General features: G+C 67.6%; 26 protein-coding genes. 6 read left to right on the top strand and 20 right to left on the bottom strand.

Features of this window, described 5'->3' with window-relative positions; translation table 11 throughout:
• The first annotated feature begins 47 nt into the window (after nt 1-47).
• The gene (locus GRI62_RS13940) at nt 48-962 is read left to right on the top strand and encodes a hypothetical protein (protein ID WP_131451320.1); all 915 of its coding nucleotides are present in this window, start codon (nt 48-50) and stop codon (nt 960-962) included.
• Here the strand turns inward: GRI62_RS13940 and GRI62_RS13935 are convergent.
• From GRI62_RS13935 to GRI62_RS13905, 7 genes are all read right to left on the bottom strand, one after another.
• Nucleotides 849-1490: a GNAT family N-acetyltransferase gene (locus GRI62_RS13935; protein WP_131451319.1), complete on the bottom strand. Its 642-nt coding sequence runs from the start codon at nt 1488-1490 to the stop codon at nt 849-851. The genes GRI62_RS13940 and GRI62_RS13935 overlap by 114 nt on opposite strands.
• Nucleotides 1487-2707, bottom strand: a complete 1221-nt coding sequence (locus tag GRI62_RS13930) for a DUF445 domain-containing protein (protein WP_131451318.1) — start codon at nt 2705-2707, stop codon at nt 1487-1489. Before GRI62_RS13930 ends, GRI62_RS13935 begins: the two co-directional genes overlap by 4 nt.
• Before the next feature lie 52 nt (nt 2708-2759).
• Nucleotides 2760-6269 (bottom strand): efflux RND transporter permease subunit, encoded by a 3510-nt coding sequence (locus GRI62_RS13925; protein ID WP_131451317.1) that lies wholly within the window; start codon nt 6267-6269, stop codon nt 2760-2762.
• A gap of 15 nt (nt 6270-6284) precedes the next feature.
• A complete protein-coding gene (locus tag GRI62_RS13920; protein WP_131451316.1) occupies nt 6285-7478 on the bottom strand; it encodes an efflux RND transporter periplasmic adaptor subunit in 1194 nt (397 codons plus the stop codon).
• 229 nt (nt 7479-7707) lie between these two features.
• Nucleotides 7708-7974, bottom strand: a complete 267-nt coding sequence (locus GRI62_RS13915) for a GlsB/YeaQ/YmgE family stress response membrane protein (protein ID WP_131451315.1) — start codon at nt 7972-7974, stop codon at nt 7708-7710.
• Nucleotides 7975-8107: 133 nt separating this feature from the next.
• On the bottom strand, nt 8108-8407 hold the full coding sequence (gene sciP, locus GRI62_RS13910; protein WP_131451314.1) for a CtrA inhibitor SciP: 300 nt from the start codon (nt 8405-8407) through the stop codon (nt 8108-8110).
• A complete protein-coding gene (locus GRI62_RS13905) occupies nt 8408-8752 on the bottom strand; it encodes a hypothetical protein (RefSeq protein ID WP_131451313.1) in 345 nt (114 codons plus the stop codon).
• A gap of 117 nt (nt 8753-8869) precedes the next feature.
• On the opposite strand from GRI62_RS13905, the gene mnmA reads away from it, so the two are divergent.
• Nucleotides 8870-10024 carry a tRNA 2-thiouridine(34) synthase MnmA gene (gene mnmA / locus GRI62_RS13900; protein ID WP_131451312.1) on the top strand — a complete coding sequence of 385 codons (1155 nt, stop codon included), beginning with the start codon at nt 8870-8872 and terminating at the stop codon, nt 10022-10024.
• Between the two features lie 60 nt (nt 10025-10084).
• Here the strand turns inward: mnmA and GRI62_RS13895 are convergent, their stop codons facing one another.
• Nucleotides 10085-10432 (bottom strand): hypothetical protein, encoded by a 348-nt coding sequence (locus GRI62_RS13895; protein WP_131451311.1) that lies wholly within the window; start codon nt 10430-10432, stop codon nt 10085-10087.
• 76 nt (nt 10433-10508) lie between these two features.
• Here GRI62_RS13895 and GRI62_RS13890 point away from each other — a divergent pair, with 76 nt between their 5' ends.
• Nucleotides 10509-11612 (top strand): serine hydrolase domain-containing protein, encoded by a 1104-nt coding sequence (locus GRI62_RS13890; RefSeq protein WP_234027471.1) that lies wholly within the window; start codon nt 10509-10511, stop codon nt 11610-11612.
• On the opposite strand, the gene GRI62_RS13885 is transcribed toward GRI62_RS13890, so the two are convergent.
• The 3 genes from GRI62_RS13885 to pdxH are packed head-to-tail and all read right to left on the bottom strand — an operon-like array spanning nt 11597 to nt 13967.
• Entirely contained in the window at nt 11597-12406 is an 810-nt protein-coding gene (locus tag GRI62_RS13885) for a PhzF family phenazine biosynthesis protein (RefSeq protein WP_131451309.1), read from the bottom strand. The two genes, GRI62_RS13890 and GRI62_RS13885, sit on opposite strands and share 16 nt — an antisense overlap.
• Entirely contained in the window at nt 12403-13359 is a 957-nt protein-coding gene (locus GRI62_RS13880; protein WP_131451308.1) for a cation diffusion facilitator family transporter, read from the bottom strand. The genes GRI62_RS13885 and GRI62_RS13880 overlap by 4 nt, the downstream gene beginning before the upstream one ends.
• Nucleotides 13356-13967 (bottom strand): pyridoxamine 5'-phosphate oxidase, encoded by a 612-nt coding sequence (pdxH, locus tag GRI62_RS13875; RefSeq protein ID WP_131451307.1) that lies wholly within the window; start codon nt 13965-13967, stop codon nt 13356-13358. Before pdxH ends, GRI62_RS13880 begins: the two co-directional genes overlap by 4 nt.
• A gap of 81 nt (nt 13968-14048) precedes the next feature.
• On the opposite strand from pdxH, the gene GRI62_RS13870 reads away from it, so the two are divergent.
• The 3 genes from GRI62_RS13870 to fabI are packed head-to-tail and all read left to right on the top strand — an operon-like array spanning nt 14049 to nt 17000.
• Nucleotides 14049-15059, top strand: a complete 1011-nt coding sequence (locus tag GRI62_RS13870; RefSeq protein ID WP_131451306.1) for a DnaJ C-terminal domain-containing protein — start codon at nt 14049-14051, stop codon at nt 15057-15059.
• A gap of 58 nt (nt 15060-15117) precedes the next feature.
• Nucleotides 15118-16200 (top strand): YihY/virulence factor BrkB family protein, encoded by a 1083-nt coding sequence (locus GRI62_RS13865; protein ID WP_131451305.1) that lies wholly within the window; start codon nt 15118-15120, stop codon nt 16198-16200.
• Nucleotides 16197-17000 carry an enoyl-ACP reductase FabI gene (gene fabI / locus GRI62_RS13860; protein ID WP_131451304.1) on the top strand — a complete coding sequence of 268 codons (804 nt, stop codon included), beginning with the start codon at nt 16197-16199 and terminating at the stop codon, nt 16998-17000. Before GRI62_RS13865 ends, fabI begins: the two co-directional genes overlap by 4 nt.
• A gap of 12 nt (nt 17001-17012) precedes the next feature.
• Here fabI and GRI62_RS13855 read toward each other — a convergent pair whose 3' ends face one another.
• The 9 genes from GRI62_RS13855 to GRI62_RS13815 all read right to left on the bottom strand — a co-directional run bounded on the left by GRI62_RS13855 (nt 17013) and on the right by GRI62_RS13815 (nt 24175).
• The gene (locus GRI62_RS13855) at nt 17013-17639 is read right to left on the bottom strand and encodes a hypothetical protein (RefSeq protein WP_131451303.1); all 627 of its coding nucleotides are present in this window, start codon (nt 17637-17639) and stop codon (nt 17013-17015) included.
• Between the two features lie 75 nt (nt 17640-17714).
• Nucleotides 17715-18245, bottom strand: coding sequence for a demethoxyubiquinone hydroxylase family protein (locus tag GRI62_RS13850; protein ID WP_131451302.1), 531 nt, complete (start codon nt 18243-18245; stop codon nt 17715-17717).
• Entirely contained in the window at nt 18242-18715 is a 474-nt protein-coding gene (locus GRI62_RS13845; protein WP_131451301.1) for a disulfide bond formation protein B, read from the bottom strand. The genes GRI62_RS13850 and GRI62_RS13845 overlap by 4 nt, the downstream gene beginning before the upstream one ends.
• Nucleotides 18716-18736: 21 nt before the next feature.
• Nucleotides 18737-20068, bottom strand: a complete 1332-nt coding sequence (locus GRI62_RS13840) for a S41 family peptidase (protein WP_131451300.1) — start codon at nt 20066-20068, stop codon at nt 18737-18739.
• 90 nt (nt 20069-20158) lie between these two features.
• Nucleotides 20159-21388, bottom strand: a complete 1230-nt coding sequence (locus tag GRI62_RS13835; protein ID WP_234032821.1) for a murein hydrolase activator EnvC family protein — start codon at nt 21386-21388, stop codon at nt 20159-20161.
• Nucleotides 21389-21392: 4 nt separating this feature from the next.
• Nucleotides 21393-21815, bottom strand: a complete 423-nt coding sequence (locus GRI62_RS13830; RefSeq protein ID WP_131451298.1) for a 23S rRNA (pseudouridine(1915)-N(3))-methyltransferase RlmH — start codon at nt 21813-21815, stop codon at nt 21393-21395.
• A 133-nt stretch (nt 21816-21948) separates the two neighbouring features.
• Entirely contained in the window at nt 21949-22344 is a 396-nt protein-coding gene (gene rsfS / locus GRI62_RS13825; RefSeq protein WP_131451297.1) for a ribosome silencing factor, read from the bottom strand.
• Nucleotides 22345-22457: 113 nt separating this feature from the next.
• Nucleotides 22458-23123: a nicotinate-nucleotide adenylyltransferase gene (locus tag GRI62_RS13820; RefSeq protein ID WP_131451296.1), complete on the bottom strand. Its 666-nt coding sequence runs from the start codon at nt 23121-23123 to the stop codon at nt 22458-22460.
• 5 nt (nt 23124-23128) lie between these two features.
• Complete coding sequence (locus GRI62_RS13815) at nt 23129-24175, bottom strand: aldo/keto reductase (RefSeq protein WP_131451295.1); 1047 nt, start codon at nt 24173-24175, stop codon at nt 23129-23131.
• Nucleotides 24176-24189 lie beyond the last annotated feature (14 nt).

Genomic DNA, 24189 nt, shown 5'->3' with positions numbered 1-24189 from the left:
CAACGCGCCGATCATCCGATCATGCTGCGTTGATGTCGTGTTCCAGATTGGCCTTTGCCGTCGCTGCTATTGCGGCGTTCGCCCTCGCGGTTCCGCCTGCCCAGGCGCAGGATGATGGCCAGGACGCACCCTCTGCCGAGGTATTGCAGGCGATTGCGCAAGGAGACGCCCTTGCCCCCACAGGCGCCTGGGCACCCAGTCCAAACGACCGCCGTTGCGCCGTGACCCGCACTTTTGCGCGCGATGGACAGCAGATTTCCTTGCAGGTGCAGCGCCTGGACCCGCAGACCGATGCGCAATTCATCCTTGTCGGCAGCGACCTCGGCACCCAGAACCTTGTATCTGCAGGCTTCTGGCCGGGCAGCGGTCTCGGCGTCTTCGATCAAATCGGCACGGCCTCGATTGGTGAAAGGGCGGGCATCTATTTTGCCGGCGCCCATTTGCCCTCGACCGAGACGGGCCAGTCTGGCGGTCCGTCGCCAGCTGAACGGACCCGCTATTTCATCGCGCAGGACACTCGCGGCACCAGCGTCGTCGTCGAATCGGGGCCTGTGCAGGAAGCGCTGTCGGCTCTCGATCGATGTGCCGAGGCCCGCCTGGCCACGCTCGGCCTCGCTACGGCACAGCGCAGCGGCTTGGCCACGCCCGCGACGATCCGCAATACAGATGCACTGGGACATGTTTTGGGGCGCCTGTACCGCGACTATGCACGCGCTGGAGGTGTGCTCCGGATGCGGGTCGCGGTGGATGAAACCGGCCAACTGATCGATTGTGCCACTAGCAATGATCTGATGCCTTACGGCCTGCGGACCGCTATTTGCGAGGCATTGGCGGGGGAAGGGGTTCTGCTACCGGGCTACGATGCCGCCGGTCAGCCGATGGCGGATTATTTTTTCCAGACGATCGACTTCAGGCGCGGAAGCTTCGGGCCTAACGCCGACGGCACCGATCCCCGCCGATGATCCGTCGGCCTGCCGCGCAAACAAGCGCACGGGCTGGCCGGACGGCAGGGCGGCGTCGCGCGTCGGCCTGAACCCCAGTTTGCCGGCGAGGCGCAACGACGGGGCGTTTGCAGGTTCGATCATGCACACGATTTCTGTATCGAGTCTTCCGTCGAGCCATGCCAGCACGGCGCGCAAGGCCTCCTGCGCCAGGCCCTGACCGGCGTATCCGTCTGCGAGAATCCAGCCCGCCTCCGGTCGGTCGTCGAAATCTTCTCCCAGCCCGCGCCACGAGTGGAAGACGCCGCAGTTGCCCACGATGCGGCCGTCGCCGCCGCGCAGGCGGACCATGAAGCTGCCGTATTCGTAGAGCTGCCAGCTTCCGGCGTTGCGGGCGAACCGGGCAAAATGTTCGGCCATTGGCTGCGGCCCGCCAAGGTAGCGCGCAGTCTGGGGGTGGGAGACCATGGCGACAAGCTGCGGCAGGTCATCCGCCACGGGGCGCCACAGCTCCAGCCGCTCGGTGACGAGCAACGGACCGGTGGTCACAGTACCTCCGTCAAGCCATGCAGCACCAGCCCCACCAGCCCGCCGACAAGCGTGCCGTTGATGCGGATGAACTGCAGGTCACGGCCCACTGCGCGTTCTATGCGATCGGTGATGGTCGTCGGGTTCCAGCTCTTCACGGTGGCGGAGACCAGGCTGACGATCTGTTCGCCATAGCGGTTGACCACGCCCACCAGCGTGCGCCGGGCAAAACGGTTGACCTGCCATTGCAGGCGCGGGTCTCCCTGCAGCGCAGTGCCCAGTTCGGCAAGGCTTTGGCCAAGCTGCCCGCCCATGGCACCGCCGGGCTGGCGCATCATGCCGATCAGCGAATGCCGGATCCGTTCCCACACGCCCATCCACCAATCGGACAGGGCAGGATTGGCCAAGAGATCGTTCTTGGCTCTTTCCACCTTCGCCTGAAGCTGGGGATCGTGCTGCAGCCCTTGGGCCAGCCTGGCCAGCCCCTCGTCCACCTTGGCGCGCACCGGATGGTTCGGGTCGACGTGCATCTCGGCAAGCAGCTTGTAGAGGCCGTTGAGCACCGATTCGGCCAGCCGCGCGTCCAGCCCGGTCCAGCGAATGACGGAATTGGCGCGTTGCTGCACCATGTGGCGCACCATGTCCTCGTTATCCTCCAGCGCGATGCCGGCCCAGCGGATGAAGCCGTCGATCAGCGGGCGATGGCGCCCGTCGGCGATCGCGCCCTCGAGCATCCTGCCGAGCAACGGGGCCACCTCCAGCTTTTCCGCCTGGCGTGCCAGCCCCGCCTTGACCTGCAGCCCCAGCCGATCGGGGTCGAGCGATTCGAGCAGTTCGACTACCAGTGCACCGGCCCCTGCGAGCACCCTGGCCCCTTGCCCGCCGTCCCCGCCGCCGCCCCGCTGGACGAGGAATTCGCCAGCCGCGCGCGCCACGTTCATCTCGCGCATTCGGCGCGCCACCACGACGGGCGTGAGGAAATTGGTGCGCAGGAAGTCCGCCATCGTGTCGGCGATGCGGTCCTTGTTGGTGGGAATGATCGCGGTATGCGGGATCGGCAGGCCGAGCGGGTGGCGGAACAGCGCCGTCACCGCGAACCAGTCAGCCAGCCCGCCTACCATCGCCGCCTCGGCAAAGGCGTTGACGTAGCCCCAGGCAGGGTGGGCGCTTACAAGGCCGTGCGTGGTTACGAAGATCGCCGCCATCGCCACCAGCATCACCGTGGCAGTCAGGCGCATCCGCCGTGCCCGGTCTGGCGGCAACGGTGCACGGGCCGGCACGGGCGGGCGACTATTCGGCAGGCTGCGGCTCTGCCCCATGGCGGGGCCCACCGGCGATCTCGTCTCCGGGCTTGTAGGTGAGGAAACGGGTGCGCAGCCACGGGCCAAGGCGCTTTTCCATGCCATCGGCCAGGCTGAAGCCGGCCGGCACGATCAGCAGGGTGAGCAGGGTCGACAGGATCAGCCCGCCGATCACCACCATGCCCATCGGCTGGCGCCAGGCACCATCGGCGCTGAGCGCCAGGGCCGTGGGCACCATGCCCGCTGTCATGGCCACGGTCGTCATCACGATGGGCTGGGCGCGCTTGTGCCCGGCTTCCAGGATCGCCTCGTGCTTCGGCTTGCCGGTATCCATCTCCTCCAGCGCGAAGTCGATCAGCAGGATCGAGTTCTTCGACACGATGCCGAACAGCATCAGCATGCCGATGAAGACCGGCAGCGTCAGTTCCATCCCCGTCAGCATCAGCAGCAGCAGACCGCCCAGCGGAGCCAGGAACAGCGAGCCCATGTTGACCAGCGGCGAGACGAAGCGCCGGTAGAGCAGCACCAGCACCGAGAACACCAGCAGCACGCCGGTGCCCAGCGCCGGGCCGAAGCTGCCCTGCAGTTCCTGCTGCATCTCGTCCTGGCCTACGGCGGGGCTGGATACCGACGGGGGCAGGTCCTGCATGATCGGCAGCGCATCGATCGCGGCGGTCACGTCACCACGGGCAAACCCTTCGGCCACATCGGCGCTCACGAATACGCGGCGGCTCTGGTCGTAGCGCTCGATCGCGGTCGGACCCATGCCGAAGCTGATCTCGGCCACCCGTTCGAGCGGCACAGACCCGCCGCTGGCGGTGGGCACGGGCAGGTTGCGAATGGTCGAGAGATCCTGCCGCTGCGATTCGGCCAGTCGCACGCGGATCGGCACCTGCCGGTCGTCCAGCGAGAACTTGGCCGCGTTCTGATCGATATCGCCCAGCGTGGCGACGCGGATCGCCTGGCTGAGCGCGGTGGTCGTGACGCCTAGGCTGGCAGCCAGTTCCGCGCGCGGCTGGATCAACAGTTCCGGCCGTTGCAGCGGCAGCTCCACGCGCGGGGCAACCACGCCGGGAACGCCCGCCATCTGTTCGGCCAGCGCCTCTGCCGCGGTGTTGAGGTCTTCGGGGTTGGACCCGGCCAGCATCTTCGAGATGGCACGCCCGGTGCCCTGGCCGCCGCCCGGCGAATTCTGATCCTGGAAATTGACGCGCGCGTCGGCCACCGATTGCATCACCGGCGCCATCGCCCGTTCGAATTCGAGGCTGTCGCGTTCACGGTCGGGGCGCAGCACCAGGCGCACCAGGCCGCCATCCTCGTTGACGATACCCAGCGCCAGCGCGACTTCCTGCTCCTGCCGCAGGCGCGCCGCCACGCTGTCCACGACGACTTCCGCCTGTTGCAGCGTCGTGCCGGGGACCATTTCGATCCGCACCAGCGAAAAATCGCTGTCGGTCGCCGGGAAGAATTGCTTGGGCAGCATGTAGATCGAGAAGACCGTCATCACGAGGGCGCCCAGGCCCACGCCCATCATCCACACGCGGTGATCGGCAAAACGTGCGCGCAGGCGTTCCATGCGATTGCGGAACCAACGGCCAAAGCCGGAACCGAACATCCCGCTGAGGGTCACCAGCGCAATGCGAGCCAGCGAACCCGCCGCCCAGGCCGCGACGCAGGCAGTGACGAATGCGAGCGACATGAACGTGACAGCGAACGCGAAGCCGATGACCTGGCTGATGAAGTCCGGCAGGGCGGGCACGAAACCGGCCCACCAGCGCGCGTCCATCAGGTTCGTCAGGAGTTCCACCTCGAACCACAGCTTGATGGCGAGGTAGAAGGCATAGACTGCCGCGACCACCAGAGCGATGAACATCGGCGCGGCGATGAAGCCGTAGGTCCGCCGGAACGGTTCCTTGCCCAGGTCGCGCACGCGCCTGCGCAGCGGGTTGTCGTCGAGCGACCAGCGCAGCACGCTCATGTAGCGATCCATGGCCTTGCCCTCGCCGTGGGCGGCATGGCCCTTGGCCTTGAGGAAATAGGCCGCGATCATCGGGGTGATCATGCGCGCGACGGCAAGGCTCATCAGCACTGAAACCACCACGGTCAGGCCGAAGTTCTTGAAGAAGATGCCGGTGATGCCCGACATCATGCCCACGGGCAGGAACACTGCCACGATCGAGAACGTGGTCGCGACCACCGCCAGACCGATCTCGTCCGCCGCGTCGATCGACGCCTGGTATGCGCTCTTGCCCATGCGCATGTGTCTGACGATGTTCTCGATTTCAACGATCGCATCGTCCACCAGCACACCGGCGACCAGCCCCAGCGCCAGCAGCGACATGGTGTTGAGCGTGAAGCCCATCATGTCCATGAACCAGAAGGTCGGGATGGCCGACAGCGGAATGGCGAGCGAGGCGATCACCGTGGCGCGCCAGTCACGCAGGAACAGGAACACCACGATCACCGCCAGGATGGCGCCCTCTACCATCGCGGCCATCGAACTTTCGTACTGCGCCTCGGTGTAGTCGACCTCGGTGAACAGCCGGGTGAAGCTGATGCCCGGGTTCTGCGCCTGGATTTCCTCCAGCGCCTCCACCACGCCATCATAGACGGTGACGTCGGATTCGCCGCGTGCGCGGGTGACGGAGAAGGTGACGACCTGTTCACCGTTCAGCTTGGCCATCGACCGCAGCTCGCCATACGAATCGCTGACCCGCGCAATGTCGGCCAGCTTCACGCTGCGACCGCCGAGCGACAACTGCGTCTGCGACAGTTCGTAGGCCGACTGCGAATTGCCCAGCACACGCACCGACTGGCGCGATCCGGCGATTTCCGACTGGCCGCCCGCGGCGTTGAGGTTCAGCTGCCGCAGCGCGCCGTTGACCTGCGCGGCGGTGAGGCCGAGCGCCTGCATCCGCGCCGGATCGAGGATGACGAGGATCTCGCGATCGACGCCGCCGTTGCGGTTGACCTCGGCCAGGCCTTCCACGCTCAACAGGCGCTTGGTGATGGTGTCGTCGATGAACCAGCTGAGCTGTTCGATGGTCATGTCGTCGGCTTCGACGCCGTAGTAGACGATCGGGCGCGAACTGGTCTGCTGCTTGAAGACGCGCGGTTCCAGGATGCCGTCGGGCAGCTCGCCGCGGATCTGGTCGACCGCGCTCTTCACCTCGTTGACGGTGGCGTCGATGTTGGTGCCCAGCTCGAACTCGATGACGGTGCTGGAATTGCCTTCCGACGCGGTGGAGCGGATGCTCTCGATCCCGTCGAGCGTCTGCACCGCGGCTTCCACGCGCTGGGTGATCTGGTTTTCCACCTCGGTCGGGGCGGCACCCGGCTGCGAGATGGAAACGATGGCTATCGGGAATTCGATGTCCGGGTTGTTCTGGACATCCATGTCGAGGAAACTGAAGATCCCCGCCAGTGTCAGGCCGATAAAGGCCAGGATGGGAACGATCGGATTGCGGATCGACCAGGCGGAAAGGTTATTGAAGTTCATGCGCTGGATCCCGGCCTATTGCCCGGCGACGGGCCTGACCGTCTCGCCTTCTCGCAGGAAGCCGCCTGCCCGCAGGACCACGCGCTCCCGTCCGGTAAGGCCGGAGGCGATGGCGATCCCTTCGTCGCTGATCGCGCCAACCGTCACGTTGCGGCGCACGACCTTGTTGTCGCCATCGACGATGAAAACGTAGCTGCCGTCGTCGTCGGAGAGGATGGCGCTTTCCGGCAGCCTTGGCGCGACAACGCTGCCGCTGGCGATGGTGGCCGTGGCAAAGCCGCCCGGACGCAGCCCTTCCGCGTAGGACAGCGCCACGCGCACCGTGCCCTGGCGGTTGGTTTCGTCGATGATCGGAGAGACCTGCCAGACCTGCCCGGAGAAGCTCTGGTCACCGCCCGCCGGGGTCACCTCGACGATGGCCCCGGTGGAGATTTGCGCCAGTTCGTTCTCGCCGACCGCGGCAAGCAGTTCCATTTCCCCGCCGCGCGCGATGCTGAACAAAGTGCCGCTGCCGGGCGTGACCACCTGGCCGGGCTCCACGTTCCGGGCGAGCACGAGGCCCGCTGCGGGCGCGACGATGTTGAGCTGGGCGTTGCGCGCCTGCCGCTCGCCAAGCTGCGCGCGGGCCACCTGCACGCGGGCGTTGGCGGCATCGCGCGTGGCGGTCAGGCGGTCGATATCGGCCTGGCTGATGAAGCCGCGCTCCACCAGTTGCAACGCCCGGTCGAGGTTTGCCTGGGCCAGGTCGGCATCTGCCTGCGCCACGTCGATCTGCGCCCGCTGGCTGGCAGCCTGCTGGTTCTGCACCGAACGGTCGATCACCGCCAGCACCTGTCCCTGGCGCACCCAGTCCCCGGCCTCGACCGGAACCGAGACCACGCGGCCGCCTTCGCCCACAACACCCACGGGCATCTCGCGGCGGGCGGCGAGCGTTCCGGTGGCATTGATCGCGCCTTCCAGCGACGCTGCACCGGGGCTGATGACGGTGACCGACTGGGTCTGCCCTTCATCCGCAGCTGCACCGAAGGGCACCTCTTCCTCACCGCCGGAGAGCATGAAAAAGGCCACGATCGCGCCGAGCAGCAGGGCGGCAAGCACGAACCACGGCCAGCGGCGGCGCGGCGGCGCGGGCGCATCCTCGACGATAATGTCCTCGACGATCACGTCGCCATCCGTGTCGACGGTATTCACTCGGGTTTCGTAGTTCATCGGCCCGCTGCCTTGCATGCGTCAGCGACCGCGCCCCTATGGGCGGTCGCGGTTTCGCCTCGCCATAGCCGCTGCGGGGTCGATGGTGCAATGCAACCTTCTGCCGGTAGCCGATTTCTGCCGACGAAAATGCGCCGCGCGCACCAAAAAGGGCGGAAAGCCAAGACTTTCCGCCCTTCGGTCGATTTGTATCAATTTGTCGGGGCGGTCGTGTGCCCCGCGTTCGTGATTAGCGAACGCGACCGCGCTGAACCAGGTTCACGATCAGCAAGAGGATCGCGGCACCGATGAACGCCGTGATGAGATAACCCAACCAGCCATCAATGCCAAATACGTCGCCCAAGAGTAAACCTCCAAGGAAACCCCCAATGATGCCGACCACGACGTTGAGAAGAATGCCCATGGACGCATTGCGACCCATAACGATGCTTGCCAGCCAGCCGGCGATCCCGCCGACAATGATCATGACAATAAAACTTACGCCACCGTCTTCCATAACCCTGTTCTCCTCTGCAACGTCCCGATGATCGGGATATAGCCGGAAGAACGTACCTTGTGCGATGGCGTTCCACAAATTCGTAATGCAGGCAGGAAACCGGGGCAGGCGCGCGGCTTGCCGTCGCCGCGAATCAGTACTTCAGCTGACGCTCGTACAGATCGCGGTAATGCTGGATGCGGGTGACGCGCAGGCCCTGCATGCCGGACCGATCGACAGCCCGCTGCCAGCCGGCGAACTCTTCCAGCGTCAGGCCATAGCGTTCGAGCACATCGTCGATGGTCAGCAGGCCACCATTGACCGCGGCAACCACCTCGGCCTTGCGGCGCACGACCCAGCGCTTCGTCTTTGGCGACGGCAGGTCGGCAATCGTCAACGGCTCTCCCAGAGGGCCAATGACCTGCGCCGGTCGAATTTTCTGGTTCTCGATCATCTACGTCCTCGGTCGGCCGGTGGGCCGCAGCTCTTCGCCTGCGTCATCCTTGCAGCCAGCGGGTTTGCGATTGCCTAAACCATCAGGGTTAACGAGCGGTTGGCCCGCGCCTGAATCGCGGTCTGAAAGAAGCGCGATGTGATGCGCGCTCGACGCATCGAAGCTCGCATCGCCCGCGGGCTCGGCATTGACCATCAGCGCACGAAGATCGCGCGCCGCGGCCAGTTTGGCAACGAGGTCCGACCAGGTCAGCCGGGACAGGTCCTCGCCGGTGGAATTATCGGCAGGATCGCCGTGAATGCGATCGTCCGCCGCAGGCGGCGTGGGAAGTTTGCCTTCGAACATGCAGCCGCTCTACCGCCCAACCGTCAAGATCGGGTAAAGCATCGGTCGATCCGGAACCCGGAACCATCCTCCCAGGGGTTTTTCCAGGCCGCCCGCTGGTGTATGCGCCGGTGCGCCATGGCCGACCTTGCCCCCCTTCCCGACGCGGTTAACGCTGCCGCGCTGTTCGATTTACCCCGGGCGCCCGAAACGTGCCGGATCGTGGTCGCCATGTCGGGCGGGGTGGACAGCTCGGTCGTCGCCGCGCTCGCCGCGCAGACCGGGGCCGAGGTGATCGGCATAACCCTCCAGCTCTATGACTACGGTGCCGCCACCGGCCGCAAGGGCGCGTGCTGCGCGGGCGACGACATTCGCGATGCGCGCGCAGTCGCCGATCGGCTCGGCATCGCGCATTACGTGTTCGACCACGAGAGCGCCTTTCGCGAAGACGTGGTGGAGACCTTCGCCGATGAATACCTTGCCGGGCGCACGCCGATCCCCTGCATCCGCTGCAACATGGGGCCCAAGTTCACCGACCTGCTGCGAATGGCGAGGGAGCTGGGCGCCGATTGCCTGGCCACCGGCCATTACGTGCGCCGGACCCGGGGCGCGGACGGCCCCGAACTGCACCGCGCCCAGGATGCCTCGCGCGACCAGTCCTATTTTCTTTACGCCACCACTGCGCCGCAGCTCGATTTCCTGCGCTTCCCGCTCGGCGGCCTGCCCAAGACCGAGGTCCGGCGACTGGCGGAAGAATTCGGCCTGAAGGTCGCCGCCAAGCCCGACAGCCAGGATATCTGCTTCGTGCCCGACGGCGACTATGCGAAGATCGTCAAGGCCATGCGGCCCGAAGGCGCGCGCGGCGGAGCGATCGTCCACGCGGCAAGCGGCGAGCGGCTGGGCGACCACGCGGGCATCGTGCATTTCACCGTCGGCCAACGCCGCGGGCTGGAAATCGGCGGGCAGCCGGAGCCGCTTTACGTCGTCGCGCTGGATGCGGGCAGCGCCGAGGTGCGCGTGGGGCCGAAGCGGATGCTGGCGGTCGGTGCGGCGCACCTGGTGGAAACCAACCGCATCGGACCCCTGCCCGAAGGCGTGCCCCTGACCGCCAAGGTCCGTTCGCTGGCGCGCCCCGTGCCGGTGACGCTGCACGGTTCGCCTGGCGACGGGGCGCCGGCCACGATCCGCTTCGCCGCGCCCGAGTATGGCGTCGCCCCGGGGCAGGCAGCGGTAATCTATGCCGGCGAGCGGGTGGTCGGCGGCGGCTGGATCGACCGGACCGAGCCGGCCTAGCCCTCCAATCGCCTAGCGTTCTCGGGGCCTAGGGTTCCTGGGGCCTCGCGTTCCTGGAGCCTAGCCTTCCGCGCTGTTCAGCACGCAGCCGTAGCCTTCGCGAAACTGCGCCCGTTCGCTGGCGACGAACGGCACGCGCGCGGCGACGGCCTTGGCCTCCTCGTCGTCCGACAGCCACACCGCCCACATGCTGGCGGGCAGATCGCTTTCGCAACTGTCCATCGCGCGCCCCGCGACATAGCGGCACGAACACACCGTCTTGGCGGCATAGGCGCTGCCCACGCCCGAAAAGCCGGTGATCGCGGTGCCGAAGAACCACGACACGGCAAAGCCCGCGACGGCCAGCACGGCCACCACCTTGAGGATAATCGAAAGCGCGCTCGAACGCGCGCGGTTTGCAGTTGCCATCGACCCGGTCCTGCTGGAAGGAAGCGCCGCCATGACGCCGTGCCGCCCCCTTAAACGTCTGCTCCCCGCTCTGCCAATGGCTCTCCTGCCAGGCATGCTGCTGTTGGCGGCGTGCGGGCAGGACGGCCCCCCGCCCATCCCCCCGCTGGCGGAAGCGGCGCTGGCGGCGGTGGTGGTGGAACCCGGCGTCTCACGCGAGGCACTGGCGCGAAAGGTCGATCGCCTGTTCACCGATCCCGCCGTGGGCGACACGCAGTCCGTCGTAGTCATGTATCGCGGCGAGGTGGTGGCAGAGCGCTATGCCGAGGGCTTGGGGCCCGAGGTGCGGCAAGTGGGCTGGTCGATGTCCAAGACCATCACCGCGACGCTGATCGGGATGCTGGCGGCGGACGGTCGGCTGCGGCTCGACGATCCTGCGCCGGTCCCGGCCTGGCAGCGAAGCGGCGATCCGCGCGGGGCCATCACGCTCAGGCACCTGTTGCAGATGCGCTCCGGCCTCACGCACAAGGAACAGGCGGACCCGGTCTATACCTCGGCCGAGGTGCAGATGATGTACGGCCGCGGGCGGGGCGACATGGCCGCCTGGGCCGAGGCGCCGATGCTGGAGCACGATGCCGGCACCACGTTTGCCTATTCCACCGCCACCAGCGTGATCCTGGCCGACATCGCCACCGACATCGTCGCGCCGGGCAAAAGCAGCGCGGAGCGCCAGCGCGCGATGGCGGAATTCGTCGATGCCCGCCTCGCCGTGCCGCTGGGGATGACCTCGCTGGTGGGCGAATACGACGCGGCCGGCACGCTGACGGGCGGCAGCGGTTTCTGGGCCAGCCCGCGCGACTGGGCACGCTTTGGCGAATTCCTGCGCCGTGGCGGCGTGGCGGGCGGCGTGCAGGTCGTGCCGCGCGGCTGGATCGACTTCATGCGCGCGTCCAGCCCGGCGGCGCCCGATTACGGCGGTCAGCTCTGGCTCAACCGTCCGTCCGATACGGATCGCGACGTGCTGTTTGCCGAGCAGGGGCCGGGCGATGCCTTTGCGATGATCGGCTACCTCGGGCAGTACGTCATCGTCTCGCCCGGACAGACGCTTACCGTGGTGCGGATGGGCCGTACCGAGGAACCGCAGCGCGATGCCCTGGTGGCCGCGCTGGCGGAGATCTTCGCGCTCTACCCCGCGGGATAGAACCGCCCCTTCACGATCGTCACGCAATTCCCCGACAGGATGGCCCGGTCCCCCGCGCGGCGGCAGGTCATGTGCCCGCCACGCGTGCTGGCCTGAAAGGCGGTGAAACTTTCGCGGCCCAGCCGGTCGCACCAGAACGGAGTCAGCACCGAATGGGCAGAGCCGGTCACCGGGTCTTCCGGCACGCCCCATGCGGGCACGAAGACGCGGCTGACCACGTCGGTCTGCGCACCCGGCGCAGTGCAGATGACCATACGGTCTATAGCGCCGAGCGCCGCCATGTCGGGGATGACGGCGCGCACCGCTGCTTCGTCGTCCAGCAGCACGATGGTGGTCTGCTCAACGCCCTCGACCACGTCGAAGCACGGGGCATCGATGCCCAGCGCGGCCAGGATATCGGGCATGGCGCGCTGCTCCACCCGGCTCGACGGCAGCGAGAGCGCATAGCCCGCCCCCTCGCGCGAAACCTCCAGCACGCCGGCCTTGCGCGTGCGAAAGCGCACCCGGTCCCCGCCGTTCGCGCCGAGCATGGCATGGCCGGATGCGAGCGTCGCATGGCCGCACATCTGCACCTCGCTCGTCGGGGTGAACCAGCGCAGCTCCCAATCCGCGTCCTGGCTGGCATCGGCCTTGAGGAAAGCAGTCTCGGCGAACATGTTTTCCGCCGCGATCGCGCGCATGGTGTCATCAGCGGGCCAGTCCGCCACGATCACCACCGCCGCCTGGTTGCCGGCAAACGGGTGATCGGCAAAGGCATCGATGTGCCAGTAGGGAAGCGATGCGCGCGCGGTCATTCCCCGGCCTCCTTCAATTGCGTGAACTCGTTGGTTTCGACCAGCGGGTTGCCCGGCTCGTCCACGTGGCCCTCGGGATCGATATGGATCAGCAGGTCGGTATCCGGGAATCGGCGGCGCAGGTCCAATTCCACGCGTTCGAGAATGTCGTGCGCCTGCTGCACTGTCATGCGGCCCGGCATGTCGACGTGGAACTGCACGAAATCGCGCGTGCCCGCGGTGCGCGTGCGCAGATCGTGGAGGTTGGTCAGTTCGGGATGCTCGGCGGCGGCAGCCACGAAGGCGCGGCGCTTGTCCTCCGCCCATTCGCGATCCATCAGGTGGTCGAGCGCCTCGGACGAGGCCCGCCACGCGCCCCACAGCAGCCACGCGGCAATGGCGATGCCGAACAGGGGGTCCGCCATGCCGAAGCCCGCGTATTGATCGAGCACCAGCGCCGCGATCACTGCGATATTGAGTGCAAGGTCGGAGGTGTAGTGCAGGCTGTCCGTCTGGATCGCAACCGATCCGGTGCGCTTCACCACGTGTTGCTGCCACGCCACCAGGCCAAGCGTGGCGACGATGGCCACCAGCGAGACCGCGATGCCCGTTTCCGCCGCCGCGGTCTCCCCGCCCTCGACCAGTCGCAGCACGGCGCGAAAGGCGATCGCGCCGGCCGACAGCGTGATCAGCAGCACCTGGAGCATCGCCGCGAGCGCTTCCGCCTTGCCGTGGCCGAAGCGGTGATCGTGATCGGCGGGCATCGCGGCGACCCAGACGCCGACGAGCGTGGCGAGGCTGGCAACGAGGTCGAGTGAGGTGTCCGCGAGACTGCCGAGCATCGCGGTGGAACCCGTCTGCCACACCGCCCACGCCTTGAGCACGCCCAGGAACAGCGCCACGATCATCGAGGCGAGCGCAGCGCTGCGCGTCAGCCGGGCGCGCCCGCCGTCGCTATTGTCGATCCGGCTCACGGGTAGAGCAGGGTTGTCGCCCAGCCCTCGTCCCCGGTCTCGGCACGAAGGAAGCGGCGGCGCTCGTGCAGGCGGTTTGGCCGGTCGCACCAGAATTCGATGGCCCGCGGTGTGAGGCGAAACCCGGTCCAGTGCGCCGGGCGCGGCACTTCGCCCGCGTCCTCGTATCGCTCGCGGACCGCCTCGACCCGGGCGAGATAGGTCTCGCGCCCGTCGAGCGGCCGCGACTGGTCACTTGCCGCCGAGCCGACCTGGCTGACAAAGGCGCGCGAATGGAAATAGGCATCGGCCTCCGCCGGCATCACCTCGGTCAGCGACCCTTCGATACGGACCTGCCGGCGCAGGCTCTTCCAGTGGAACAGCAGCGCGGCCTGCGGATTGGCGCGGATTTCAACGCCCTTGCGGCTGTCCGCATTGGTGTAGAACACGAAGCCATCCCGGCCATGCCCCTTCAGCAGCACCATGCGCACCGAGGGTACGCCGCCGGGCGTGGCGGTGGCCAGCGCCATGGCGTTGGGATCGTTGGGCTCCGCCGCGCAGGCATCGGCGAACCACGCATTGAATGTGGTGAAGGGATCGCTGGCGGGAATGGCGTCGGGCTCGCTCATCGCGCCCTCGCCTAATACCCGATCCCTGCCTTTGAAAGCGCCATCTTGCCTAAGTCTCGCGACCTACCTAGCTAACACACCATGAGCGATCCCTATTCCACTCTCGGCGTCGCCCGTTCGGCGAGCGAAAAGGACATCAAGTCCGCCTACCGCACGCTGGCCAAGGACCTGCACCCCGACCGCAACAAGGACAAGCCCGACGCGGCGGAGCGGTTTTCCAAGGTGACGCAGGCCTATGACCTGCTGTCCGACAAGACCAGGCGCGCCCAGTTCGACCGCGGCGAGATCGACGGTGACGGCAATCCGGCCATGCCATTCGGCCAGGGCGGGTTCGGGGGCGGCGGCGGCGGTTTTCGCGGTCGTCCCGGCGCCGGCGGGCAGGGCGGATTCGATCCGCGCGACTTCCAGGGGTTTTCGGGCACCGAGGACATGGATATCGGCGACCTGTTCGAAGGCCTGTTCGGTCGCGGCACCGGCGCGCAGCGTGGTGGCCGGGGAGGAATGGGCGGCGGAATGGGTGGCGGAATGGGTTCAGGCGGCCAGTTCCGCCAGCCGCCGCCCCCGCCGCCGCGCAAGGGCGCGGACATCCGCTACAGCCTTGCCGTGCCGTTCACCGATGCCGCCACCCGCGCCAGCCAGCGCATCACGCTCGCTGATGGCAAGACCATCGACCTCGCACTGCCCGAGGGTGTCGAGACCGGCACCCAGATGAAGCTGAAGGGCAAGGGCCAGCAGGGCGCGGGCGGTTTTGGAGACGGCATCGTGACGATCGAGGTGCAGCGCCACCCCTTTTTCACCCGCGACGGCGACGACGTGCGGCTCGATCTGCCGATCACGCTAAACGAGGCGGTGAACGGAGCCAAGGTCAAGGTGCCGACGGTCGATGGCGCGGTGATGCTGACGATCGCGCCGGGATCGAGTTCGGGCAAAGTGCTGCGCCTGTCGGGTAAGGGCTTCAGCCGCAAGGGCGGGTCGCGCGGCGACCAGCTCGTCACGCTCGGCATCCAGTTGCCGCAGGATGTGGCCCCGCTCGCCGCCAGGCTCGAGGGCTGGAGCGACGACACAGCCGTGCGCGCGGATCTTGGCGTCTGACCGGGATAACCCGCTGGAAACTCGACACGGCGCGCTTCGCTGCTAGAACTCCGCGGGCATGACGCCAGCCGGAATCACCGACGACGACGATCATCTGACCGCGGGTCCACCGCGCGCAGACTATACGCCGGAAGCCCGGCGCAAGGCCGCGCGGCAGCGGCTGGGCTACGATATCAAGGACAGGATCGGCCCGGGAACGCGGGCCTTCACCGTGGTCAAGCGGGTGGCGATCGGCTGTTTCAACGACGGTTTCATCCACGCCGGCAACTTGGCCTACATGTCGCTGCTGGCGATCTTCCCCTTCTTCATCACCGCCGCCGCGATCTTTTCCGCCATCGGCGAGGAAGCCGACCGCGCCGCCACCATCAACGCCATCCTCGCCGCGTTGCCACCGGTGGTGGGCGAGGTGATCGAGCCGGTGGGGCGCAACGTGGTGGAAGCGCGCAACGGCTGGCTCTTGTGGGTGGGCGGCCTGTTCGGCCTGTGGACCGTGGGCAGCCTCGTCGAAACCATCCGCGACATCCTGCGCCGCGCCTACGGCACACGCCCCACACAGGCGTTCTGGAAGTATCGCCTGCTGTCGACCGGCATCATCATCGGCGCGGTCTTCATGCTGCTCACCTCGCTCATCGCGCAGGTGATGATCGGCGCGGCGCAGGAGGTGATCGAGGCCTACTTCCCCGATCTCAACGATCTGATCGGACGCCTCGCCCTGTCGCGAATCATTCCGGCGTTCGGCCTGTATGGCTCGATCTACCTGCTGTTCTTGGCACTGACGCCGGCGAAATATCGCACCAGGCGGTATCCCAAGTGGCCCGGCGCCCTGTTGACCACGGGCTGGTGGGTGACCGTCACGCTGGCCTTGCCGCCCGTGCTGCGCGGCCTGTTCAGCTACGACCTGACATACGGATCGCTCGCTGGGTTCATGATCGCGCTTTTCTTTTTCTATCTCGTGGGACTAGGGGTTGTCGCCGGCGCCGAGCTCAACGCGGCAATGGCGGAAACACCGGAAGAAGAACACAACCGCATCGGCCAGTCCGACGAGCGTACACGCAAGGCGCTCGAGCGCGAGGCGCTGGCGGAGGCGGCGATTGACGAGACGACGGGCGCTGCGACGCGCGATGAAGGAGACAAGGCATGACGGGGCTGATGGCAGGCAAGCGAGGCCTCATCATGGGACTGGCGAACGACAAGTCGCTGGCCTGGGGCATCGCGAAAAAGTTGCACGAACACGGCGCCGAAATGGCGTTCTCCTACCAGGGAGAAGCGCTGAAAAAGCGCGTCGGTCCGCTCGCCAGCGAAGTCGGCAGCAACTTCATGGTCGAATGCGACGTGTCGAGCATGGATGCGATGGACGCGACGTTTGCCGAGATCGCAGACCGCTGGGGCAAGCTCGACTTCCTGGTCCACGCCATCGGCTTTTCCGACAAGAACGAGCTTCGCGGCGGGTACGTCGACACCAGCCTCGAAAACTTCCTGATGACGATGAACATCTCGGCTTATTCGCTGGTCGCCGCCGCCAAGCGCGCCCGCCCGCTGATGCAGGATGGCGGCAGCATCGTCACGCTGACCTACTACGGCGCGGAAAAGGTCGTGCCGCATTACAACGTCATGGGCGTCGCCAAGGCCGCGCTGGAAACAAGCGTGCAATACCTCGCCAACGATCTCGGGCCGGAAAACATCCGGGTGAACGCCATCAGCGCCGGCCCGATCAAGACACTGGCCGCCAGCGGGATCGGTGATTTCCGCTACATCCTCAAGTGGAACGAACTGAACGCGCCGCTGCGGCGCAACGTCACCATCGAGGATGTCGGCGGGGCGGGGCTGTACCTGTGCTCCGACCTGTCGAGCGGGGTCACCGGAGAGACGCACCACGTCGACGCGGGCTACCACGTCGTGGGCATGAAACAGGAAGACGCGCCGGACATCGCCCTTACCTAGGGCGGGCCCGGCTCAGTCGTTGACGATGGTATCCGTCGGCGGCGGGGTCTGCGGAATGGCGGCGGGGTTGACGAGCACGGCGTCCTCCTGCGGCGCTTCACCGGGCAGGGTCTGCGACTGCGCCTGACGACGACGTTCGAACTCCGCCTCCTCCAACACCTCGACGCGGGCCTGATAGGCGGCGGCATCGCCCTCGATCTCGGCGTAGCGTTCCTGCCGCGCCTCCGCGACCAGCTCGGCCATGCGCACGTCGGTGCCGGCCGCGCGGGCGGCGTAGGCCTGCTCTATCATCTCGACCGTGCAGCCCAGATCTCCGCCCGCGCCGACCGGCGTACACGACAGCGGTCCGAAGGCACCAACCGCCTCCAGGCTCTGGAAACGCTGGGCCCAGGCCTCGTTCTGGGGTGACGTGCTGTTCCGCAGGCGCTCGGGGATGCGATAGCGTTCGCTCTCGTCCAGCCGGGCACAGACGGTGATCGTCTCTCCGGTGGACACGGGGCACGCGTCCTCGCCGAAGATGATGACCTGGTTCACCCGGTCCCCGCCCTCGTCCTGGGCGGCGGCGGGCGTGGGGGCGAGAGCGCTGGCGAACGCGGTGCCAAAGACACTGGCGGCAAGAAGGGCGGGCAGGCGGATCATCGAGGGTCCTCGCAGAAAAATCGTGGCGCCAGAACAGCGCCTCACCGCTTTAACGCGCGATGAAGCAGGCTTGTTTCAGATTTTTTGCGAGACCTTGATCGCCGCGCGGCATCCCAGGCGGATGGCGGCGGTGAGCAAGGCATAGCCGGGCGCACGCTCGGCCCCGTGTGCCAGGGCAGCATCGCGGTGCTCGCGCTCGTCCTCGCGGAAACGTTCGATCATGCCGGCAAGCTCGGGATCGTCGCCGTCACGCTCCAGTTCGTCGAGCTGATGGGAATAATGGGCGTCGATCTCTTCCTCCACCGCAGCGGTGCAGGCCATCGCCGCTTCCGGGCCGAGAAGCGCAGTCCCGGCGCCCAAGGCGTATCCGGCGATGTTCCACAAGGGGTGCAGCGCCGTGGGGCGAACGCCGCGGCGCGCCATCAGCGCATCGAACTCTGCCCGGTGGCCGCGTTCCTGCTCGGCCATGGCGCGAATCTCCGCCGAGTGCGGACCGCGATCGCCCATCACCGCCAGCTGGCCGGCATAGATGCGCGTGGCGCCGAACTCCCCCGCCTGATCGACACGGATCATTTCCGAGCGGTCCTTGCCTGTGCCTGGCGTCATGTCCGAATTCCTTTCGCGCGCTTGTCCTTTGCCAGCAGCAACAGCCAGATCGCCACGGCGGCGCCGATGGAGATGAGCGCATTCCAGCCCGCCAGCGATATGCCCAGGAAACGAAACGCCGCCTCGTCACAGCGCACCACGCCCAGCGCAAAGGGATCGGCCTGCCCGGTGCATCCGGTTATGCCCTGCCACCAGTGCCACTCCACCCCTGCATGGAACGCGCCGATCAGCCCGGAGACGAAGATCGCCAGGCCCGCCAGCGCGATCCACATCCGGCGCGGTCGGGCAAGGGTGGATAGAAAGGCCAGCGGGATCGCGGCGAAATGCGGGTACCGCTGCCACCAGCACATCTCGCACGGAAACAGGCCGAAGCCGTATTGCGAGATATAGGCCCCGGCCAGCAGCAGCGCGGGGATCCCCAGCGCCAGCCGCTGGGCCAGTTTGTCGGACGGGGAGAGTGGCGGGGTCACCCTTCCTCTATGGGACCTGCCCTAGCGACTCGCAACCGTGCCGGCGGTGCGACGCAGGGTGCGCACGGCATAATCGAGCTGGAAGTCGGTGACCCCCTGTTCCTCCAGCTGTGCGGCGGTGAGCTGAAAGCGCGGATCGTCGAGCCGATCCCGCTCAAGCGCTTCGTCCTGCACGCCGGCCTCGTTCACCAGGTGGCCACGCAGGTCGCTTTCGCGCATCGCCAGGCGCTGGCGGCGCTCGGCGTCGGGATCGGACAGCTGGGGCACGCGAATGTCGGGCTCGATCCCGCCTTCCTGCACGCTGCGGCCCGAGGGCGTGTAATAGCGCGCCGTGGTCAGCTTCAGCGCCGAATCGCGGGTGAGCGGCAGCAGCGTCTGCACGCTGCCCTTGCCGAAACTGCGTTCCCCCATCACCAGCGCGCGGTGATGGTCCTGCAGCGCGCCGGCAACGATCTCGCTGGCCGAGGCCGAGCCTTCGTCGATCAGCACGATGATCGGCAGCCCTTCGGCCACGTCGCCGCGATAGACGGTTTCCGATTCGTAGACGATGGTATCCTGCCGGTTGCGCCCGCGTTGCGAAACGATCTGCCCGTCGGACAGGAACAGGTCGGACAGGGCCACCGCCTCGTCCAGCGAGCCGCCGGGGTTGCGGCGCAGGTCGAGGACGAGGCCCGTCAGCCGCCCGGTCGCCTGGCCCTGCAGATCGCGCAGGGCGTTGCGCACGTCGGAACCGACGTCGGCGGAAAATTCGTTGACCATGATGTGGCCGATATTGCCGTCGATCAATTCGGAGGTGACGGGCTCCAGCTCGATCACGCCGCGGGTTACCGTCACGTCGAAGCTGTTGTCGCGTCCGGGGCGAAATATGGTCAGCTCGATCGCGCTGCCCGCGGGGCCGCGCATCTGCTCCACCGCCTGATCGATCTCGAGCCCGTAGATCAGCCGTCCGTCGATGTGGGTGATGTAATCGCCCGCTGCGACGCCGGCCTGTTCGGCAGGGCTGCCGCGGAACGGCGAGATGACCTTTACCGCGCCGTCTTCCATCTGCACCGAAATGCCCAGGCCCTGGTAGTTGCCGTCGATCATGGTGTTCAGGCGCTGCAGCGCGGTGCCGTCGAGATAGGAGGAGTGGGGATCGAGCGAGGCCAGCATCCCGTCGATCGCGCCGCGGATCAGTGCCTCGTCATCGACCTGATCGACATAGCTCGTCTTGATGCGCTGGTAGGTGGCGAACAGGCGGGCGAATTCGGGCGAGACGCGTGCCTCGACCTGCGCGTATCCGGCCGTGGTGGCGGGCAGCAGGGCGACGGCGGTGCAAAGCGCGGCGGCGCGGACGGTGGCGGCGAACTTCATGAAGGGCGGTTCCTGTCGAATGTCCCGTGAACGCGCTTTATCGCATGGTCTCACTTAACGCTACATAACTACGATTGTGGTCGAAAAAGCTCAGGAGAGGAACCGGACCGGGTTCACAGCCTCTCCGTCGCGCCGCAGTTCCACGGTGACGCTGGGCTGCCGTGGACCCGCCACACCGAGCGGGGCGCCGCCGACGAGCTGCTGCCCCACGGCAACGTCGGTGCGGGCGAGCCCGGTGACAAGACTGGTCCAGCCGCCCGGATGTTCGATGATGACGATGCGCCCATAGCCGCGATAGGGGCCGGCAAAGGCAACGCGGCCGGCGGCGGGAGCAACCACCTGCGCGCCGGCGAGGGGCGCAAGGGTGATGCCGCGACTGAGGCCCGCCGCCTGGGGCGCGCCGAACCCTGTCAGCGTGCGGCCGGTGACCGGCAGGATGTAGGGCGAGGGCGCCCCCACGGCGGCCGTGGCGTCGGGGGCAGGCGTGACATCAACGGCAGGCTCGGCCGAGCCCGAGGCGGCGGAACCCGGTGCGCCGGGGCGGGGGCGCGGGCCCGGTAGCGCGGCCAGGCGGCGACGCAGGGCGGCAGCGCGGTCGAGCTCGTCGACCAGCCCATCGAGATCGCGCACCTCCTCGGCCAGCGCCAGCGCGCGTTCGGCCTCGCGGCTGGCCTCGCGACCGGCGGCGCGCGCGGCCAGACGCTGGCGGGTTTCCACCTCGGCCAGCTCGCGGCGCCGGGTGCCGAGCGTCGCTTCCTCGGACTGTAGCGCGCTGGCCGTGGCGGCGGCTTCGCGGCGCAGCGCGTCGGCGCGGGCGATACGGGCGCGAAGCCCCTGCGTGCTCGCCTGCACCTGCGGCACCGCGTTGTGCAGGACAGCCCGCAGATAGACCACGTCCTGCACCTCGCCCGGGCGCAGCACGGACAGGGCCACGGGGCGGCGGCTGAATTGTTGCAGGGCGGCGGTGAGGCGCACAAGCGGCCGCTGCTCTATGCCAAGCTCCTCGCGCAGCCGGGTGCGCTGTCCCTCGACGATGGCGATCCGCGCACGGGCGGCGGCGACCCCGGCCTCGGCCTGCTGGATGCGCGCGGCCAGCGCGGCGGTCTGGCGGGCCGAGCGGGTGGCAGCATCCTGCGCACGCTCGGCCTCGGCATCGAGCCGCTCGCTGCGCGCCTCGGCGGCGGCGCGTTCCTGTAGTGCAGAGGCGAGCGCGGCGCGGGTGTCGCCCGACGAACCGTAGGCCGGCGCCCTCTGCGCATTTGCCGCCGCGGCGGCAAAGGCGAGCGCGGCGAGGGCAAGAAGGAGCACGCGGTGCGACACGTGGCTACCCTGCCCGATGATAGGGGTGTCCGGCAAGGATCGCGGTGGCGCGGAAAAGCTGCTCCATCAGCATCGCGCGGGCGAGCAGGTGCGGCCAGGTCGCCTTGCCAAAGGCGAGCAGCAGATCGGCGCCGGCGCGCTCCGCCACGGAATGCCCATCCGCCGCGCCGAGCACGAAGCGGCATTCGCGAATGCCGCCGTCGCGCCAGCTTTCGAGCTGCGCGGCGAGCTGCTCGGAAGAAAGGTCGCGGCCCTTCTCGTCGAGCAGGACGGTGCGGCAGGGGGTGAGCGGATCGGCAACCTTGCCGCCCGTCTCCGGCAGTTCGGTCAGCCTGACCGGCCAGATCAGCCGCTTCTCGTACCGCGCCACCAGCTCCGCTTCAGGCGACCGGGCGATCTTGCCCCGGGCGATGACATGGAGGAGCATGGTCAGGAAATCCGCCTAGACCGCTCGATACGGGGCCACCGGCCCCGCAAGGCCGACCGGCCGCCCGCAGCGGGCGCAGCTTGCCTGCGCGCATAGCGAGGACGGACCGGCGGAGGCCGGTCCACGAAGCGAATCAGGCGCTGCCCATCTGCCGGGTCTGGCCATCTTCGCCGAAGCCCCACATCCGTTCGAGGTTGTAGAAGCTGCGCACCTCGGGCCGGAACAGGTGGACGACCACGTCGCCCGCATCGATCAGGACCCAGTCGGCGGCGGGCAGACCCTCGACGCGGGGAATGCCCATGCCTTGTTGCTTGATCCGTTCGGCCAGCTTGCTGGCCATCGCCGCGACCTGCCGCGTGGACCGGCCCGAGGCGATGATCATGTGATCGGCGATCGAGCTCTTGCCCTCCAGCGGGATCGAGACGAGTTCGGTCGCCTGGTCGTCATCCAGTTGTTTCAGGACCAGTTCGTGAAGCGAGCCCGGCTCTGACGGAGGGAGCGGCGTTCTGTTTTCGGGAGTGTCAGTCATGGGTGCGAAGGGTGCGGAAGACGAGCCGTTCTCGTTCGAGCGCGAAGGCGCTGCGTTGCTGGCTGATGTCATCGCTAATGGTCATGCTCCTTGGACGGGCGAGGGTGGGCGCATCATGCGCCGTGCCCAGTGGACGGATCGTGAATGAGGGAATGCGTCAGTTCGTCCCGCGGGGCAGGGCCGGCAAGGCGGCTTGCCCAGTGCGGATCGGACCGGCGTATCGCGGTGGCCGAACGCGGATCGGGATCGAAACGCAGCTCTATCAGCGCAGGTGCGCTCCATTCGCCCCGGTTTCTGAACCCGGCAGCGGACAACCGGAAACGCCGCAACCACGCCATCGCGGGGCTCGCGAGGGCATCCGTGTCATACCCCGGACGGGCAATCACGGCAATGGGCATTTCCCGGGCGAGGGCGCGCCAGTCCTTCCAGCGGTGGAACTGGGCCAGATTGTCCGCCCCCATCAGCCACACGAACCGGCGCTTGGGGTAGCGGCGCTTCAACGCGCGGGCGGTGTCGATGGTGTAGCGTGTGCCGAGCGTCTGTTCGATCGCGGTGACGCGGATCGGCGCGGCGCGGCTTACGGCCCGGGCCGATTTCACCCGCGCGCCCAGCGGCGCCATGCCTGCCGCGGGCTTCAAAGGATTGCCGGGGGAGACCATCCACCAGATCTCGTCCAGCGCCAGCGCCTCCAGCGCGAACAGCGACACGCGGCGGTGTCCGCCGTGCGCGGGGTTGAAGCTGCCTCCCAGAAGGCCGGTGACGGGGCCGGTCCGGTTCAAGCGTATCAGTCGCGTTTGGGCGCATCGCCGGCGCGGCCACCAGAGCGGTAAGTCGCCTGCCGCTCGATCATCCAGCCAGGATATTCGGGGGCAAGCGCGGATACGGCGTCGAGCGTCTCCATGTCGGCCTGCGTCAGCTTCACATCGACCGCCTTCAGGTTGTCGCCAAGCTGCTCGGGTGTCTTCGCGCCCACAATCACACTGGTGACCACGGGCTTTGCCAGCAGCCAGGCCAGCGCCACCTGCGCCACGGTACAGCCGTGCGCGCCAGCAATCGCGCGCATGGCGTCGACGGCGTCGAAGCCGCGGTCCTTGTCGATCGGCGGAAAATCGAACTCCGCCCGGCGCCCCTCGGCCTCTCCGTCGCGGGTATACTTGCCTGACAGGAACCCGCCGGCCAGCGGGCTCCAGACCATCAGGCCCAGGCCCTCGGCCTTCAGCATCGGTGCAATCTCGCGCTCCAGACCGCGCCCGGCGAGCGAGTAATAGGCCTGGAGCGAGATCGGCGCGGTTATGCCCAGCCGCTCGGCAAGGCCCAGCGCCCTGGCGATCTGCCAGGCCGCCCAGTTGGAAACGCCGACATAGCGCGCCCGGCCCGAGGTCACGATGGTATCGAGCGCGCGCAGCGTCTCCTCCACCGGGGTTTCTGGGTCGACGCCGTGGATCTGGTAAAGGTCGACGTAGTCCATGCCCAGCCGCTCCAGACTGGCGTCGATCGCGTGCAGCAGGTGCCCGCGCCCCGCGCCGCGCTGATTGATGCCTTCGCCCATGGGGCCCAGCGCCTTGGTCGCCAGCACCACCTCGTCCCGCGCCAAGCCGAGATCGCGGATCGCCTGCCCGGTGATCGTCTCGCTCAGCCCCTCGGCATAAACGTTGGCGGTATCGACGAAGTTGATGCCGGCATCGACCGCCTGCCGCAGCAAGGCCGAGGCGTCCTCTTGCTGCACCTTGCCGATCTTCTGCCACATGCCCTCGCCGCCGCCGAAGGTCATGGTGCCAAGGCACAGTTCGGAGACGAACAGGCCGGTGGGGCCGAGCTTGTTGTAGTGCATGGTTGTTCCTCAGG

Source organism: Aurantiacibacter arachoides (assembly GCF_009827335.1).
GTDB lineage: Bacteria > Pseudomonadota > Alphaproteobacteria > Sphingomonadales > Sphingomonadaceae > Alteraurantiacibacter > Alteraurantiacibacter arachoides.
The sequence above is the reverse complement of the archived record's forward strand: the minus strand, read 5'-3'. Positions and strand labels throughout refer to the sequence as shown.